This is a genomic window from Pseudomonas sediminis, assembly GCF_002741105.1.
Classification (GTDB): domain Bacteria; phylum Pseudomonadota; class Gammaproteobacteria; order Pseudomonadales; family Pseudomonadaceae; genus Aquipseudomonas; species Aquipseudomonas sediminis.
The window spans coordinates 295,960-311,136 of the sequence record NZ_NIQU01000001.1; the positions used below are offsets into that span (position 1 = coordinate 295,960).

Here is a 15,177-nt window from a genome sequence, read left to right on the forward strand (position 1 = left end):
TATTCCAATGAAAAAAACATTCCGCGCCTCCCTCCTTTCTGCCCTGGTCGGCATGGGTGTCCTGGCCACTCATTCCGCCACCTTCGCCGATGAAGTGAAATGGCCGACCCGCCCTGTCCAGGTGGTGGTAATCGCCAACCCAGGCGGCGACACCGACTTCAACGCCCGCATGATGGCCAAGTACTTCAACGAGATCACTGGCAAGACCATGGTAGTGACCAACGTCGCTGGCGGCGGCGGCACCCTGGCTGCCGAGCAGGTCAAGGGCGCAGCGCCGGATGGCAACACCATCCTGTTCACCCACCCGGGCCAGTTGATCGTCAACGAAGTCGCCGGCCTGACCGAAGACAGCTACGAGACCTTCGACGTTTCCTGCATCGCTGGCGTCGACAAGAGCACCGTGTTCGTTGCCTCCAAGCAGTCGGGCGTGACCAGCATGAAAGACCTGGTCGACAAGTCCAAGGCCAACCCGGGCAGCATCACCTACGGCACCGAGATGGGCAGCTTCTCCCACCTGCAAGGCCTGATGCTGGAGAAACTTACCGGCGCCAAGCTGAAGATGGTCGACGGCGGCACAGTCTCCGACCGCGTGGTAGGCATGCTGGGCGGCCGCCTGGACATGGGCGCCATCACCTACGGTTCCGTACAGGACTACGTGCAGGGCGGCCAGATGGTCGCACTGGGCCAACCCAACGCCGAGCGCAACGCCATGCTGGGTGAAGTGCCGACCCTCAAGGAGCAGGGCCTCGACATCACCATGGACAAGCCCTACGTAGTGGCCTTCCCGAAAGGCACCGACCCGGCGATCGTGAAGAAGATGTCCGACATCATGCAGCAGATCACCGAGCAGCCTGCCTACGCTGAAGACCTGAAGAAGTTCAAGCAGCCGGTCGCGTTCTTCGCCACCGAAGACGCCAAGCAGATTCTGGCCAAGACCCGCGAAGACTTCATGCAGTTCAAGGATGAACTGCGCAAGGCCAAGTAAGCCATACCGCAGCGCCGGCCCGACCGATTCGGGCCGGCGCTTCGCCTCAGAACATCGAGGTACACGATGAACACCCTGAACAAGAAAGAACTGATCATCGGCATTGCCATGCTCGGCGCCAGCCTTACCTACCTGGTACTGGCACAACAGTTGCCCGGGCATGATGGTGTCGATGCCGCCACGGTGCCGAAACTGCTGGCCGGATTCCTGTCTCTGCTTGGCGTGATGCAACTGGTCAGCGCCTTTGCCAAACCCAAGGCCGCTGCCGAACCTGCCGCCAGTCCGGCTCCTGCAGAAGCCGAAGAGCCAACTGTTGAAATCGTCGAGCCGAAGACCGTCATCAAGACACTCGGCCTGATCCTTGGCTACATGGCCCTGCTCGGCCCTGTGGGTTTCCCGATCATGACCGTGGTTTACCTGTATCTGCAGTTCCTCGTGCTGACCCCGGTAAACCAGAAAGCCAGACACCTGACCTATCTGCTGATCGCCGTCATCTGCTCTGCGCTCATCTTCCTGCTGTTCCGCGAGGCCTTCGACCTGTTGCTGCCCGCTGGCCTGCTGAACAATTTCATCTGAGGATCGACCATGCTCGAATTACTGCAGCAAGGCTTCGGTGCCGTCTTTTCACTGAACATCATGATGCTGATGGCCGTCGGCGTGGCCATGGGCATCGTCTTCGGCGCCGTGCCCGGCCTGTCGGCGACCATGGCCGTGGCGCTATGCCTGCCGCTGACCTTCACCATGGGCCCGCAAGCGGGTCTGTCGCTGCTGGTCGCATTGTTCATCGGCGCCACGTCTGGCGGCCTGATCTCGGCGATCCTGCTGAAGATTCCGGGAACACCTTCATCGATCGCTACAGTGTTTGACGGCGGCCCGCTGATGGAACAGGGCCAGGGCGTCAAGGCACTGGGCGTCGGCATCGTGTTCTCCTTCCTGGGCACCATCTTCAGCATCGTCGCGCTGATGTTCATCGCCCCGCAGCTGGCCAAGGTCGCCCTGAGCTTCGGCCCGCACGAATACTTCGCCATCGCCGTGTTCTCCCTGACCCTGATCGCCACCCTGTCGGCCGGCTCCATGGTCAAGGGCCTGTTCGCGGGTGCGCTGGGTATCGCGGTATCCACCGTCGGCATCGCCCCGGTCGAGGCAGTACGCCGCTTCACCTTCGGCGTCAGTGAGCTCAATGGCGGCTTCTCGATGCTCACGGTAATGATCGGCATGTTTGCCGTGGCCGAGATCATCAAGCTCGCCGAAACCGGCCGCCATGCCGTGCAGGGCAAGGCCAAGTCGGTGAGCATGAAGAACATCAAGGGCTTCGGTTTCTCGCTCAAGGAATTCCGCGAGCAACTGCCCAACGCCGGTCGCTCCGGCCTGATCGGTCTGGGCATCGGTATCCTGCCAGGCATCGGTGCGGGCACCTCGAACCTGGTGTCCTACATCATCGCCAAGAAGCGCGCGAAAGACGGGCACACCTACGGTAAAGGCAACATCGGCGGCGTGGTCGCCAGCGAGACGGCCAACAACGCCGGTATCGGCGGCGCCATGATGCCACTGATGACCCTGGGCATCCCCGGCGACACCGTCACCGCGATCATGCTCGGCGGCTTTCTGATCCACGGCATCCAGCCAGGTCCGCTGCTGTTCATCAGCCAGGGCCCACTGGTGTACACCATCTTCGCCGCGCTGATCGTCGCCACCTGCATGATGCTGTTCATGGAGTTCTACGGCCTGCGCCTGTTCATCAAGCTGCTCGACGTGCCCAAGCACATCCTGCTGCCGATCATTCTGGTGCTGTGCGTGGTCGGCGCCTTCGGTCTGTCCAGCCGCCTGTTCGACGTCTGGTCGATCCTGCTGTTCGGTCTGCTCGGTTATGCCTTCGTCAAGGCCGGTATGCCGGCGGCGCCGTTCATCATCGGCTTCATCCTCGGGCCAATGGCGGAAACCAACCTGCGACGCGGCCTGATGCTGTCGGACGGCAGCTTCGCCGAGTTCTTCACCAATCCGATTGCCGGCACCTTCCTCGGCCTGGCATTGGTGTTCGTGCTCTGGCAGGTGTTCAGTGCATTGCGCCCGAAACCCAGCGCGATCAACGAAATACTTCGCACCTGACCCATCCCACCGTTCCCCTCGCCAACACGGCGAGGGGAATACCAGCATCTCCCCTCTCACGCCCGCACTCCAAAGGCGTCCTGCGCCACTGTCCAGCCGGCCACCCGTTCACTCAGGCTCAGGCCTAGCCCGGCCCGCATCGGCACCTGCATGCAACCGCCGCGAATCTCCAGGCGCTCGTTGAACACAGGCTCCAGCCACTCGAAATGCTCCACCCAGGTGGCATGCTCGTAGGCAGCCGCCAGATGGATGTGCAGTTCCATGACAAAGTGCGGTGCCATGACCAACCCGTGCCGTCTGGCCACCTCGGCAACCTGCAGGAACGGCGTGATACCACCGACTCGCGGTGCGTCATGCATGATCACGTCGACCGCTCCGCGCTCCACGTAAGCGCACGCCTCGGCTGCGCTACTGAGCATCTCGCCGCTGCCGACCGGGGTAACCAGTTGCGCGGACAACGCCGCATGCCCCTCCAGATCGTGCGCATCGAGCGGCTCCTCGATCCAGGTCAGATTCAGCTCTTCCAGAGCGCGCCCCATGCGCAGCGCCGTGGTGCGATCCCATTGCTGGTTGACGTCCACCATCACCGCCACTTCATCACCGAGGGCATGACGCAACGCCCGCACGCGACGTAAATCTTCAGCTTGATTCGGCTGCCCGACCTTGAGCTTGATGCCACAGATGCCGCCCGCCAGTGCCTGCCCGGCGCGGTCGATGACCTCCTCGATGGGCGCCTGCAGGTAGCCGCCAGAGGTGTTGTAGCAAGGCACCGCATCACGCTGGGCGCCGAGCAGCTTGGCTAGCGGCAAACCGGCCCGCCGCGCCTTGAGATCCCACAACGCCGTGTCGAACGCCGCGATGCTTTGCACTGCCAGACCACTGCGGCCGATGGAGGCACTTGCCCAACTGAGCCGCCCCCATAGACGGGCAATATCGTTGCCATCTTCGTTGAGCAGCAGCGGTGCCAGCTCTCGGGCGTGAGCGTATTGCGCCGGGCCACCGGTGCGCAGGGTGTAGCTGAAGCCGAGCCCGGTATGCCCCTGGCGGGTTTGCAGCTCGACGAACAACAGACTGACGGCCGACAGCGGCAATTGTCGACCAGTGGACACCTTGGCATCGCTCACGGCCCGAGCCAGTGGCAGATCCACCGAGCGCAGGCCGATCCATGTGATCGGATCAGGGGTGTAAAGGTCGAGACTCATCGTCACTCCGGACGCGAAAGCGTGGAGCGATGATGGACGCCGCCATTGATCCAGGTCTAATCTAGTTTTCTACTCAATTGATACCTGGATTGAATCAGTGTTCGAGCTATCGCAACTGCGTTGCTTCACCACCCTGGCCGCCGAGCTGAATTTCCGCCGCGCTGCCGAGCGCCTGAACATGACTCAGCCGCCACTGAGTCGGCAGATCCAGCTGCTCGAACACCAGTTGGGCGTGGCGTTGTTCACCCGCAGCACCCGCTCGGTGGCGTTGACGGCAGCTGGCCGCGCCTTCTTCGTCGAAGCCCAGGCTCTGCTCGACCAGGCCCACCGCGCAGCGCAAAGCGCCAGGCTGGCTGCCATCGGCGAAAGCGGCGCACTCAACATCAGCTTCGTCGCCAGCGCGGTGTATGACGTGCTGCCGCGCGCGATCACCACCGCCAAGCGCGAACGTCCTGGGGTGGATATCGCCTTGCTGGAGATGAGTACCTTCGAACAGGTGCAGGCACTGCGCGCCCGCCGTGTGGACCTGGCCATCGTCCGAGCGCCCTTGCAGCAACCCGGCCTGGTCAGCGAATGCCTGCTGCGCGAACCCTTCGTGCTGGCTGCGCCCGCCGAACATCCGCTGGCGCAGCACGAAAGGCCGACCCTGGAAATGCTCCATGGCCAACCCTTCATCCTTTATGCACATACCGCCTGGCAGCCCTTCAACGAACTGCACACCGGCCTTTTTCGCGCCAGCGGCATCCAACCCGAGTTCGTTCAGGCGCTGGGGTCGACGCTGACCATCCTGTCGCTGGTCAATGCCGGTATGGGGCTGGCACTGGTGCCGCGCAGCGCCAGTGCCATTCGCTTCGAGCAGGTGCGTTTCCGCGAGCTGCCGCTACCCAAAGGTGTATGCGGCGAACTGCATCTGGTCTGGCGCGACGACAACGACAACCCGGCCTTACCGTCGATGATCGCAGCTGTGCGTCAGGCCGCGCACGACATCTATCCGCAGAGCTGACGCATCAAGCGCGTTTGCCGACCTCTGCCTGCTGCACCGTCCAGCCGGCAACCTGCTCGCTCAGGCTCAGCCCCAAGCCCGGACGAGTCGGCACCAACATGCGCCCGTCGCGAATCTCCAGACGCTCGTTGAACAGCGGCTCCAACCATTCGAAATGCTCGACCCAGGGCTCGCGCGTGTGGCTGGCGGCCAGGTGCACGTGAAGCTCCATGGCGAAGTGCGGCGCCAGGGTCATGCCGGCCTGCTCGGCCAGGGTCTGCACGCGTAGGTACGGGGTGATACCGCCGACACGCGGCGCATCGGGCATGAGGAAGTCGGCGCCGCGCTGGCGAATGAACTCCCAGTGCTCGGCCGGGCTGGTGAGCATCTCGCCGGTGGCGATCGGTGTATCGAACAGACGCACCAGCTCAGCGTGGCCTTCAGCGTCGTAGCAGTCCAGCGGCTCCTCGATCCAGATCAGGTCGAAGGGCTCCAGACGACGGCACATGCGCCGCGCAGTCGGGCGGTCCCATTGCTGGTTGGCATCGACCATCAGCGGGAAGCTCTCACCCAGATGTTCACGCACCGTGCTGACGCGGTGGATATCCAGCGCCCAGTCAGGCTGGCCGACCTTGAGTTTGATGCCGCCAATGCCCTTCTCGCGGGAGATATCGGTGTTCTTCAGCAACTGATCGAGCGGTGTATGCAAGAAGCCGCCGGAGGTGTTGTAGCAGCGCACCGAGTCACGATGACTACCGAGCAAACGTGCCAGCGACAGGCCACTGCGGCGCGCCTTGAGATCCCACAGGGCGACGTCGAAGGCACCGATGGCCTGGCTCGCCAGGCCGCTGCGGCCGACCGATGCGCCAGCCCAGCACAGCTTGTCCCACAGTTTGGCGATATCACTGGGGTTCTCGCCGATCAGGTTCGGCGCCACTTCCAGCGCATGGGCGAACTGGCCGGGGCCACCGGCACGCTTGGAGTAACTGAAACCGAGGCCACGATGACCATCGCGGGTTTCGATCTCGGCGATCAGGATGGCGATCTCGGTCATCGGCTTCTGCCGGCCGGTGAGCACCTTGGCATCGCTGATCGGGTTGGCCAGCGGCAGGGCTACCGAACGCAGGCTCAGCCAGGCAATGCGGTCGTCATCGGCGCGTGGAGTGGCGTTATCAGTCATGACTTCTTCCTCGTGATGAACTCGGCGCCCTTTGGGCCGCCGAAAATGGACAACCCGAGTCAGATTAAGATGATTGCGCAATCATTCAAGCATCGAAATTATCTGCGGTTCCTGACTGATTCGGCACCGCGACTACTCGTCTAGACATTTCACAAATCTGCAACATTCACCAACTACGCTTGAACATGTCCTGCTGCGCCTGACCTCCGAGGCATCCGATCATGTTCCTGCAAAAATCCCTGCGTGCGCAGATTCTCGCCTTACTCGGCGGCAGTCTGGCACTGATCCTGATCACCGCTCTGGCCTGCTTCAGCTTTCTCTCCAGCGGCATTCAATCCTACCGTGGCCTGCTCGATGGGCCGCTGGAGTCTTCGCGCCTGATCGACGCGGCCAACGTCGAATTCAAGATTCAGGTGCAGGAATGGAAGAACGTCCTGCTGCGCGGCCAGGACAGCGCCAACCTGCAACGCTACTGGAGCCAGTTCGAAGCGCAGGAGCGCAAGGTGCAGGATATTCTCGGCCAGTTGACCGGGATCGCCGCAGCCGACCCGGCGTTGAAGACGCAGGTCGAGCGTCTGCGTAGCGAACATCAGGCGCTGGGTGGCAATTACCGCAAGGGCCGCGACGCCTTCGTGGCCGCCGGAGCAGATGCCAGAGCCGGCGATGAAGCAGTCAAAGGTATCGACCGCGCCGCCAGCGAGCAGATGACGGCTCTGGTCGAGCAGTTACGCCAGAACAGCCTGAGCCAGGCCGAGCAGATCAACGCCAGCGCCGCGCGCACCATTCTCAGTGGCACCATCGTGATGCTGGCCGCCGCCCTGGTCATCGCCGTATTCAGCCTGTGGCTGGTCAATCGCAACCTGATCATTCCCATCCGCCACCTGATCGGACATGTCGACCAACTCAGCCAAGGCCGTTTCGGCCAACGCGTGGAAAGCACCCGACAAGATGAACTGGGCCTGCTGGCGCGCGCCGCGAACACCCTGCGCGACTTTCTTGCCAGCACCAGCGAGCGCCTGCACCACAGTACGCAGAACCTCGACAGCGCCAGCAGCGAGCTGAACGCCATCGCCTCACGCATGACCGAGGGCGTCAGCGAGCAGTTCGAGCGCACCGATCAGGTCGCCACGGCCATGCATGAGATGTCCGCCACGGCGCAGGAAGTCGCGCGCCACGCCGCCGACGCCGCGCACGCGGCCAACGATGCCGACGACTCGGCCCGCCAGGGCAGCACGGTGATGCAATCGACCATCGCCACCATCACCGACATCCGCGGCGAGATCGCCAACACCGCCGAGGTGATCCGTCGCCTGGAAAGCGACAGCGGGCGTATCGGCAAGGTGCTGGAAGTGATCCGCGGCATCGCCGAGCAGACCAACCTGCTGGCGCTCAACGCCGCCATCGAAGCCGCTCGCGCTGGCGAACAGGGCCGCGGTTTCGCCGTGGTCGCCGACGAGGTGCGCCACCTCGCCCAGCGCACCGCCGAGTCCACCGCAGAGATCAACCAGATCATCGACACCGTGCAGAGCGGTGCTCTGAATGCCGTGCGCGCCATCGAGAGCGGCCAGCAGCGCAGCGAACAGGGCGTGACCCAGGTCACCGAGGCCGGTGCAATGCTGCAGCGCATCACCGAGGCCGTGGAAGCCATCCGCGACATGAACCAGCAGATCGCCACCGCCGCCGAAGAGCAGACCTCGGTAGCCGAGGATATCTCGCGCAACCTCACCGAGCTGACCGCCATCGCCAGCGCCAACCAGGACAACGTCGAACGTACGCAGAAAGCCAGCCGCAACCTGCATGATATGTCCGGGCAACTGGGCGAAGTGACTCGCCGCCTGGGCTCCTGACCAGATCTGCGAACCGGCATGGCACGCGTCTCCGCCTCCAGCATCTACCGCCTGCGCGCAGAGTGAGTAGCGAGGCGCGGGGTCAACAGTATGCTGCGCCCTCCAACTCGCCTGCGCTAAAGGTCCGCAAGGCGAGCAAGGCTTCGCCCTGCCCGCTGCACCTGCTGAGAACGTACAAACGACAAAAGGCAGCAATTAACCCTTGCTATTTATGTAATAGGAATTATTCTCATTTATGTAATGACGGCCAAGGAGACCTGCCATGACCTACCTGATCGATGCCTGGCTGGACCGCCCGCATCCCTACCTGCGCATCCTCAACCGTGAAACCGGTGAAGTTTGCGCCATGCTCGAAGAAGAAGCCCTAGACGAACTGCGTGATCAGGGCGACCTGGATTTGCACGAGCTCAGCTCCAGCGAACCCATCGTCCTCAAGGAACTGGTGCGCAGCCTGTTTCTGTACTGCTACGCCCGGGCATTGCGCCCATCCTGAAAGACAAAACGGCCCTTGTGCAATGCAGAAGGGCCGTTCGTACGTTGCCTAGGGTGGACGACGCTTCACCCGTCCACCGTGGTCGCGATGGTGAACAAAAAAAGCGTTGTCCACCTTACAAACCTTTCTCCGGCATCGCGAGCTAGAGCGATACAAGGCAAAAACAAGCGAGTAAGCGCAGTGTACTTTTGTACATGAGCATTACTCGCTTGTTTTTAACGCAGTAGCGCCGACGCGCAGCAGGCCGTTAACGACTCTTACAGGATGTCGAGCAGCTCGACATCGAATACCAGCACACTGTGCGGCGGAATGCTGCCGACGCCCTGAGCGCCGTAGGCCAGCTCGCTCGGTACGTGCAGGCGCCATTTGCTGCCGGTGCCCATCAGTTGCAGCGCCTCGACCCAGCCCGGAATCACACCACCGACCGGGAATTCAGCCGGCTGGCCACGCTCGTAGGAGCTGTCGAACACGGTGCCGTCGATCAGGGTGCCGTGGTAGTGAGTACGCACCTGATCCTCAGCCGACGGCTTGGCGCCCTCGCCTGCGACCAGCACTTCATACTGCAGGCCGGAGGCCAACACGGTAACGCCCTCGCGCTTGGCGTTCTCAACCAGATACGCACGGCCTTCGCCGGCAGCGGCTTCGGCCTTGGCGGCAGCTTCGGCCTGCATGATCTCGCGGATGACCTTGAAGCTGGCACCCAGCTCAGCCTCGGAAACGCGGCTGGCCTGGCCACTGAACGCGTCGGTCAGACCGGCCAGGATAGCGGTCAGGTCGACGCCAGGCGGCGGGTTGTCACGCAACTGACCACCGAGTTGACGACCGATGCCGTAGCTGACGCGGCCCTCATCGGAGGACAGATCGGGGCTGAAGTTGAATTCGGACATGAAAGGCTCCGCTTGGGGCTGTGAAAAAAGGTCGGCCAGACTAGCACAGAACGCAGAGTCACCGGGCGCCCGCCCCACCGTCAGTCCGCCAGCTCCACGTAGATGCGTCGCCTTTGACCTGGAGCAACAGCTACTACCTTTAGCTAAGCTTCACTTAAGGAAAGCACAGATATCATTTAGACATCATTCGTTCGCCCCTCAGGAGCGTGCGCCATGCAAAACGGCTCTCAAGTCAGTCTTCGGACATGGATATGGCGTGCCTTCGTACAGACGGCGCTGATTCCGCTGATTCTGGTGGAGACGGTACTGATCAGCGTCTACCTGATCAGCAACGTATCGATCCGTGATGCACAGATATCCCACCTGCGCGAAACCACTCTCAACGATCTACAGGCGGCCGCCAATCAGGAAGCCCATCTGGTCGAAAGCGAACTCGGCCATATCGCGCGACTCACCAGCACCTATGCCTCCCTGACCCAGCAAGCATTGGACAATAGCCAGTCGAGTGCGCCGGCAGAACTGGCCGTTACGCCCAGCGGCGTGCGTTACAGCCCGCGCGATGACGGTGGCGCGGCCTCCTTCTACTCCAACGTCACGCCCCTGGATAAGCAGGATCTGCAGAAGGTAGCGCGCTTGGCCGCCCTCGACCCGCTGATGCGCGAAACCGTGCGGCAAAACCCGCTGGTAGCCAGCATCTATTTCAACAGCTGGGACAGCTACAACCGCATCTTTCCCTGGTTCGACACACCTTCGCAGTATCCCCACGACATGGTGATACCGGACTACAACTTCTATTACCTGGCAGACGCCAAGCACAACCCCGAAGGCAAGGTCGCCTGGACCGACGTCTACCTCGACCCGGCCGGCCAAGGCTGGATGCTTTCTGCCGTTGCCCCTGTCACGCGCGGCGACTTTCTGGAAGGCGTGGTGGGCTTGGACATCACCGTCGGCAAGCTGCTCGAACACATTCAGAGCCTCGACGTGCCCTGGAATGGTTATGGCGTGATCGTCAGCAAGCAGATGAACATCATGGCCCTGCCTCCCGCTGGCGAAGACGACTTCGGCCTGGACGAGCTGACCACCCACTCCTACGACGAAGCCATCAGCTCGGAGCTGTTCAAACCCGAAGACTTCAACCTGGGCAAACGTGCCGATACCGAAGACCTCGCCAAGGCCATCGCACAGCAGGACAAAGGCGTGCTCTCGGTCCGACTTAACGGCCGTCCGCACCTGGTCGCCTGGGCCACGATCCCGGCTACCGACTGGCACATGCTCACCGTAGTCGACGAGGCCGAAGTCTTCAGCCAGACCAACGCACTGGCCAGCCACTACCGCAACATCGGCTACCTGCTGATCGGCGGCCTGGTGTTGTTCTACCTGGTGTTCTTCGCCTTCATGTGGGGCCGTGCCCGTGAACTGACCGAGCGCCTGCGCAAACCCATCGGTGGCATCGTTGCCATGCTCCGCGAAATCGGCCAGGGCAACTGGAAGCCCAAGCGCCCGGCGACCACCATCACCGAACTCGAGGCGATCATCGATGACGTCGAATCCATGGGCCAGCGCCTGGAACGCAGCGCCACCCAGCTTCAGCGCGCCAGCCACGAGGCCCAGGAAGCCAGCCGCGCCAAGAGCCAGTTCATTTCCAGCATGAGCCATGAGCTGCGCACCCCGCTCAACGCCATCCAGGGCTTCGCACAGTTGATGCGCATACAGCAGGAGCAGCCGGACAAACAGGACACCGACTACCTCGAGGAAATCCTGCTCGCCAGCCGCCACCTCAACCAGCTGGTGGGCGATATCCTCGACTGGTCGAGCCTACAGAGCGACCAGCCACGCCTGGACATGACCAAGGTCGACGCCGTCGCCCTGATGAACGAGTGCGCCGACCTGGTCGCACCGGAAGTCGAAGCCCATGGCCTGGCGCTCAAGCTGGCGCTGCCGGAAACAGCCGTGCCGGTACTGGCGGACCAACGGCGCTTGCGCCAGGTGCTGCTCAACCTGCTGTCCAACGCCATCAAGTACACCCCATCTGGCAGCATCAGCCTGAGCTGCACCGAACATGATGACCGTGTACGGCTGATGGTCAGCGACACCGGCATGGGCATCGCCAGCGAGCTGCAACCGCTGCTGTTCGAACCCTTCCAGCGCCTGGGCCAGGAGAACGGCGCCATCCAGGGCACCGGAATTGGCCTATCGTTGTGCAAGGAATATGCAGCGCTGATGAATGGCGAGATGGGCCTGCACAGCGAGCCGAACAAGGGCAGCCAGTTCTGGATCGACCTGCCGCGCCACGTCCCCCCGGTACAAGCTGAAGCACCTGAATCGACGCCGCTTCAGGCATGCGTCTATCACGGCGACCTCGACCGCACGAACCGTGAAATCGTCAGCCAGGCACTGGCCGATATCGATCTGCAGCAGTTCGATGATGGCCAGCAACTGCTGGCAGCGCTTCACAGCAGACGTCCTGATCTGCTGCTGCTCAGCGTCGAACTGAATGGCCTGGACGGCCGCGACCTGCTCCGCGCCCTGCACCAGAGCGCCGAGTTGGCAGACCTGCCGGTGATTCTGCTGAGCCGTGAAGATCAGCTGCAGGAACTGGTCGGTCTGGGTGCCAGCGCCTTGCTCGGCGTGCCCATCGACCCTGATGAACTACACCAACTGGTCTGCGACCTGACCGGCAAGGAGGCAACCGATGCTGTCTAAGGACTTTCGCCAATCACGCGTGGTCATCGTCGATGATGTGATCGCCAACAGTCGCCTGCTGGAGTCCAGCCTCCGGGCCTTTGGCCTGCGCGACACCATCAGTTTCTCCGACTCGTCCGCCGCGCTGGACTGGTTGCAGCACAACCCCTGGAGCCTACTGCTGCTCGATCTGGACATGCCGGCGCCGAACGGCTTCGACATTCTCCGCGCGCTGGCCGACCGTGATCGCAGCAGCAACCCGATCATCATCATTACCGCGCTGAACGACGCGGCCAGCCGCCGTACCGGCCTGGAACTGGGCGCCAACGATTATCTGAGCAAACCCGTCGACCTGCCCGAGGTGATCCTGCGGGTACGCAGCAACCTGCAACTGAGCCAGGCCAGCATTGCCCTGTATGAAGCCAACACGACACTGGAGCAACGCGTACACGAACGCACCGCCCAGCTGACCCAGAGCTATAGCGCCGTGGTGCGCACCCTGTCGAGAGCAGCCGCCTATCGCGACAGCGAGACCGGCAACCACATCCTGCGTATTGGCGAATCCGCCGCGCTGATCGCCGAGGCCCTGGGCATGAGCGCCGAATGGGTAGAGCTGATTCGTCAGGCAGCGCCTATGCATGATGTCGGCAAAATCGGCGTACCCGACCACATTCTGCTCAAACCCGGCCCCCTGACCGATGATGAACGCCGGCAGATGCAGGAGCACCCCGCCATCGGCCACGCCATTCTGAGCGACCAGCATGCCTCCGAGCTGACCACGCTGGCCGCGGAGATCGCCCTGACCCATCACGAGAAATGGGATGGCAGCGGCTACCCCAATGGTTTGAGCGGTGAACAAATCCCGCTGTCCGGGCGCATCGTCGCCATCTGCGACGTCTACGACGCCTTGCGCATGCCACGCCCATACAAGGCGCCCTGGCCCATCGAAAAAGCCCAGGTGTTTATTCGTGAACAGTCCGGCAAGCATTTCGACCCAGAGTTGGTCGCACTGGTGGAGAGCCTCTATGAGCAGATCGAGACCCTCCAGCACGACCTCAGCGATTGCCCTCAAGGAGACTGATGGACCTTGATAACGACACGTAACGCCTCAGCCCGCTAGTCATCTCTTAAATCTTTGAGTACTGCCACCATGAACTTCAGATCCATCTCCATAGCCCCTCGTGCTGCGATAGGATTTGGCTTGATCGCCCTGCTGGTCTTCGCCCTCGGCGGTTTTGCCCTGCTACAGATGAACAGCATGCATGACCGCTCCAGCGAGGTAGAAACCAACTGGATTCCCAGCCTCAATACCCTGGGCGACGTCACGCAGGACATCCTGCGTCTGCGCGCAGTGACCCTGCGCATGCTGCTCAGCGAAACCCCCCAGCAATTGCAGGAAAACATGGCACTGGCGCAGAAGCTGCTGGATGACCTGAAGGGTGCACAGTCCCGCTACGAGACCTTGATCAGCTCATCCGAGGAACGCGGCACCTACGAAGAGTTCAAGAGTGCCGAGGTAGCCTATCTGAGACTGCGTGACCAACTCGTTCAGCATCTGCAGAACGGTGACCGTCAGACCGCACAGGATTTGCTCGCAGGGGGCATGAACAAGCAGGCTGACATGATGGTCAAGGCCCTCAATACCCTGATAGACCTCAATCGCCAGGGCGCCTCGAATGCAGCAAAAGCCGCAGATTCCGTTTACACCCAGGCCACCCGCGGCACGTTGCTGGTCATGGCTCTTTCGGCCATTGCCACGGTGATACTTGCCGCGCTGCTGACTCGCAGCATCGTCAAGCCATTGGCTGACGCGGTACAGGTGGCGGACTCGGTGGCCAGCGGCAATCTGACCCTGAACATCGACACCCAGGGCAATGACGAGCCGGCCAAGTTGTTGCAGGCGCTCAAGAGCATGCAGGGCAATCTGCGCGGCACCATCGAACAGATCGCCGACGCCTCCAATCAACTGGCATCGGCCGCTGAACAACTGAGTGCCGTCACTGATGGCACCGCGCGCAACCTGCACCAGCAAAGCCTGGAGATCGACCAGGCCGCCACCGCCGTCACCGAAATGAGCAGCGCCGTGGATGAGGTGGCGCGTAACGCCGCCAGTGCCTCGGAAAGCTCCAGCGAATCCGGGCGCATTGCCCGCCAGGGCAGCGAGCGCATCACCCAGACGTTGTCATCGATCAACCAGCTGGCCGCCGATGTCGATTTGACCTCGAGCAACTTCGGCCAACTGGCCGGCAAGATCCGTGGCATCAGCCAGGTACTCGACGTGATTCGCAGCATCGCCGAACAGACCAACCTGCTTGCCCTCAACGCCGCCATCGAGGCTGCACGTGCAGGCGAAGCGGGTCGCGGTTTTGCCGTGGTTGCCGATGAAGTGCGCGCCCTGGCGCACAAGACCGGGCAATCCACCCGCGAGATCGAGACCATGATCAGTACCGTGCAAGGTGACACCGAACAGGCGGTGCGCGCCATGGAATCGAGCAATGGGCTAGCCAAGCAGACGCTGGATATCGCCGAGGGCGCGGGAGCCGCGCTGGATCAGATCATTCAGTCGATTGCCGAGATTGGCGACCGCAACCTGGTGATCGCCAGCGCCACCGAACAGCAGGCCCACGTCGCCCGTGAAGTGGATCGCAACCTGATCAACATTCGCGACCTGTCGCTGCAGAACTCGGCTGGTTCGGAACAGACCAGCACCGCCAGCCGCTCGCTGTCGAGCCTGGCCGCCAACATGCAGGGCATGGTCGCGCGCTTTCAGGTCTGAGCCTTCGCAGCGGGTGCCCGGAGGTTACTCCGGTCAC

At 62.4% G+C, this 15,177-nt stretch carries 12 protein-coding genes and 1 pseudogene; 10 read left to right on the plus strand and 3 right to left on the minus strand.

Features of this window, described 5'->3' with window-relative positions:
* Positions 1 to 7 precede the first annotated feature (7 nt).
* The 3 genes from CDO35_RS01500 (at position 8) to CDO35_RS01510 (ending at position 3,091) form a co-directional block, all read left to right on the plus strand.
* Positions 8 to 985 carry a tripartite tricarboxylate transporter substrate binding protein gene (locus CDO35_RS01500; protein WP_099522250.1) on the plus strand — a complete coding sequence of 326 codons (978 nt, stop codon included), beginning with the start codon at positions 8 to 10 and terminating at the stop codon, positions 983 to 985.
* Between the two features lie 66 nt (positions 986 to 1,051).
* The gene (locus CDO35_RS01505) at positions 1,052 to 1,561 is read left to right on the plus strand and encodes a tripartite tricarboxylate transporter TctB family protein (RefSeq protein WP_099522251.1); all 510 of its coding nucleotides are present in this window, start codon (positions 1,052 to 1,054) and stop codon (positions 1,559 to 1,561) included.
* A gap of 9 nt (positions 1,562 to 1,570) precedes the next feature.
* A complete protein-coding gene (locus CDO35_RS01510; protein ID WP_099522252.1) occupies positions 1,571 to 3,091 on the plus strand; it encodes a tripartite tricarboxylate transporter permease in 1,521 nt (506 codons plus the stop codon).
* A 56-nt stretch (positions 3,092 to 3,147) separates the two neighbouring features.
* On the opposite strand, the gene CDO35_RS01515 is transcribed toward CDO35_RS01510, so the two are convergent.
* The gene (locus CDO35_RS01515) at positions 3,148 to 4,293 is read right to left on the minus strand and encodes an L-talarate/galactarate dehydratase (RefSeq protein WP_099522253.1); all 1,146 of its coding nucleotides are present in this window, start codon (positions 4,291 to 4,293) and stop codon (positions 3,148 to 3,150) included.
* A 97-nt stretch (positions 4,294 to 4,390) separates the two neighbouring features.
* On the opposite strand from CDO35_RS01515, the gene CDO35_RS01520 reads away from it, so the two are divergent.
* Positions 4,391 to 5,296, plus strand: coding sequence for a LysR family transcriptional regulator (locus CDO35_RS01520; RefSeq protein ID WP_099522254.1), 906 nt, complete (start codon positions 4,391 to 4,393; stop codon positions 5,294 to 5,296).
* 4 nt (positions 5,297 to 5,300) lie between these two features.
* Here the strand turns inward: CDO35_RS01520 and CDO35_RS01525 are convergent, their stop codons facing one another.
* Positions 5,301 to 6,455, minus strand: coding sequence for an L-talarate/galactarate dehydratase (locus tag CDO35_RS01525; RefSeq protein ID WP_099522255.1), 1,155 nt, complete (start codon positions 6,453 to 6,455; stop codon positions 5,301 to 5,303).
* A gap of 221 nt (positions 6,456 to 6,676) precedes the next feature.
* Between CDO35_RS01525 and CDO35_RS01530 the strand changes: the two genes are divergently transcribed.
* Together CDO35_RS01530 and CDO35_RS01535 are read left to right on the plus strand one after the other, a co-directional pair.
* Positions 6,677 to 8,302: a methyl-accepting chemotaxis protein gene (locus CDO35_RS01530; protein ID WP_099522256.1), complete on the plus strand. Its 1,626-nt coding sequence runs from the start codon at positions 6,677 to 6,679 to the stop codon at positions 8,300 to 8,302.
* A 262-nt stretch (positions 8,303 to 8,564) separates the two neighbouring features.
* Positions 8,565 to 8,795: a PA4570 family protein gene (locus CDO35_RS01535; RefSeq protein WP_004423370.1), complete on the plus strand. Its 231-nt coding sequence runs from the start codon at positions 8,565 to 8,567 to the stop codon at positions 8,793 to 8,795.
* Positions 8,796 to 9,052: 257 nt separating this feature from the next.
* On the opposite strand, the gene bamJ is transcribed toward CDO35_RS01535, so the two are convergent.
* The gene (gene bamJ, locus CDO35_RS01540) at positions 9,053 to 9,682 is read right to left on the minus strand and encodes a BamJ family beta-barrel-assembly machinery protein (RefSeq protein ID WP_064494199.1); all 630 of its coding nucleotides are present in this window, start codon (positions 9,680 to 9,682) and stop codon (positions 9,053 to 9,055) included.
* 213 nt (positions 9,683 to 9,895) lie between these two features.
* Between bamJ and CDO35_RS01545 the strand changes: the two genes are divergently transcribed.
* The 4 genes and pseudogenes from CDO35_RS01545 (at position 9,896) to CDO35_RS23145 (ending at position 15,140) form a co-directional block, all read left to right on the plus strand.
* The gene (locus CDO35_RS01545; RefSeq protein WP_099522257.1) at positions 9,896 to 12,385 is read left to right on the plus strand and encodes a hybrid sensor histidine kinase/response regulator; all 2,490 of its coding nucleotides are present in this window, start codon (positions 9,896 to 9,898) and stop codon (positions 12,383 to 12,385) included.
* Entirely contained in the window at positions 12,375 to 13,445 is a 1,071-nt protein-coding gene (locus CDO35_RS01550) for an HD domain-containing phosphohydrolase (RefSeq protein WP_099522258.1), read from the plus strand. The genes CDO35_RS01545 and CDO35_RS01550 overlap by 11 nt, the downstream gene beginning before the upstream one ends.
* 69 nt (positions 13,446 to 13,514) lie before the next feature.
* Positions 13,515 to 14,282: pseudogene (locus CDO35_RS23140) on the plus strand (MCP four helix bundle domain-containing protein); the annotation flags it as partial.
* Positions 14,277 to 15,140 carry a methyl-accepting chemotaxis protein gene (locus tag CDO35_RS23145; RefSeq protein ID WP_425048520.1) on the plus strand — a complete coding sequence of 288 codons (864 nt, stop codon included), beginning with the start codon at positions 14,277 to 14,279 and terminating at the stop codon, positions 15,138 to 15,140. The pseudogene CDO35_RS23140 and the gene CDO35_RS23145, both read left to right, overlap by 6 nt.
* Positions 15,141 to 15,177: the final 37 nt, after the last annotated feature.

Bases quoted from the DNA above. Each gene is read 5' to 3' on its own strand.
- CDO35_RS01500 (WP_099522250.1), top strand. From the start codon at position 8: ATGAAAAAAACATTCCGCGCCTCCCTCCTTTCTGCCCTGGTCGGCATG.
- CDO35_RS01505 (WP_099522251.1), top strand. From the start codon at position 1,052: ATGAACACCCTGAACAAGAAAGAACTGATCATCGGCATTGCCATGCTC.
- CDO35_RS01510 (WP_099522252.1), top strand. From the start codon at position 1,571: ATGCTCGAATTACTGCAGCAAGGCTTCGGTGCCGTCTTTTCACTGAAC.
- CDO35_RS01515 (WP_099522253.1), bottom strand. From the start codon at position 4,293: ATGAGTCTCGACCTTTACACCCCTGATCCGATCACATGGATCGGCCTG.
- CDO35_RS01525 (WP_099522255.1), bottom strand. From the start codon at position 6,455: ATGACTGATAACGCCACTCCACGCGCCGATGACGACCGCATTGCCTGG.
- CDO35_RS01530 (WP_099522256.1), top strand. From the start codon at position 6,677: ATGTTCCTGCAAAAATCCCTGCGTGCGCAGATTCTCGCCTTACTCGGC.
- CDO35_RS01535 (WP_004423370.1), top strand. From the start codon at position 8,565: ATGACCTACCTGATCGATGCCTGGCTGGACCGCCCGCATCCCTACCTG.
- bamJ (WP_064494199.1), bottom strand. From the start codon at position 9,682: ATGTCCGAATTCAACTTCAGCCCCGATCTGTCCTCCGATGAGGGCCGC.
- CDO35_RS01545 (WP_099522257.1), top strand. From the start codon at position 9,896: ATGCAAAACGGCTCTCAAGTCAGTCTTCGGACATGGATATGGCGTGCC.
- CDO35_RS01550 (WP_099522258.1), top strand. From the start codon at position 12,375: ATGCTGTCTAAGGACTTTCGCCAATCACGCGTGGTCATCGTCGATGAT.
- CDO35_RS23145 (WP_425048520.1), top strand. From the start codon at position 14,277: ATGCAGGGCAATCTGCGCGGCACCATCGAACAGATCGCCGACGCCTCC.